The sequence below is a fragment of the Brevundimonas sp. UBA5936 genome, assembly GCA_002430835.1.
GTDB lineage: Bacteria > Pseudomonadota > Alphaproteobacteria > Caulobacterales > Caulobacteraceae > Brevundimonas.
On record DJDA01000013.1, the window covers coordinates 1 to 745 of the forward strand.

Below are 745 nucleotides of genomic sequence, written 5' to 3' on the forward strand. Positions count from 1 at the left end.
ACGGCGTGTCCGACGCCTGGCGGGTGACGCCTGAGGGCCAGGCCGGGCGCAACGCGCGCGCGCTGCGCACCTCGCCCGCCGGCTGTCCCGCCGGCCAACTGTTGCGACGCGGGGAAGAGATCATCTGCGACGAACGCTTCAACGCCCGCGCGGCGCAGGGCGCAGAGAACGGCCGCATTACCGGCACCGGCCACGCCGAGCGCGACGCCCGTTTCGCCCGCGAAGGCGCGCGCGAGATGCAGCGCTACGAAGCCCAGCGACGTCCGCTCAGCGGCGGCGTCGGCGTTCTGGCGCCACAAGACTGCCCCGGCTCCAACTTCGGCACGGGCTGCGCGGGCGCCCACCTGGATTCCTCGATGCAGATGGACTCCAACCGCAACGTCCAGACCCGCCGCGACGGCGCCCCGGCCTCCGGCCGCCCGATGACGCCCGGCGCCGCCGGTCCGCGCGAGCCGATGCGGCCGCAGTAGGCCCCCTCTCAGCTCACGCACGCCCAACGGCTGCAAACAGCGCAAAGCACGGCAGACCAAGCAAAAAGGGCGGCGCCTTTCGACGCCGCCCTCTTCAGTCTTTGCCGAGACCCGGATCAGTCGGCCGACTGCTCCAGCTCCAGGGCCAGATCCGCGGGAAGCGGCTCAACCGCATCTTCGCGGGCTTGGGTCAGCTCAGCATCACGCTCATTGGCGATCTTCTGCAGGCTGCGCAGGTAAGAGCCCGTACCGGCAGGGATCAGACGACCCACGAT

Annotated in this window: 2 protein-coding genes; one reads left to right on the top strand and one right to left on the bottom strand. The window is 71.1% G+C overall.

All coding sequences use genetic code 11. The features are described from left to right. On the top strand, positions 1 to 470 hold a 470-nt coding region (locus B2Y21_RS01000; RefSeq protein WP_292056094.1), incomplete at its 5' end, for a hypothetical protein. A gap of 116 nt (positions 471 to 586) precedes the next feature. Here the strand turns inward: B2Y21_RS01000 and B2Y21_RS15915 are convergent. Then, on the bottom strand, positions 587 to 745 hold a 159-nt coding region (locus B2Y21_RS15915), incomplete at its 5' end, for a hypothetical protein (RefSeq protein ID WP_414632848.1).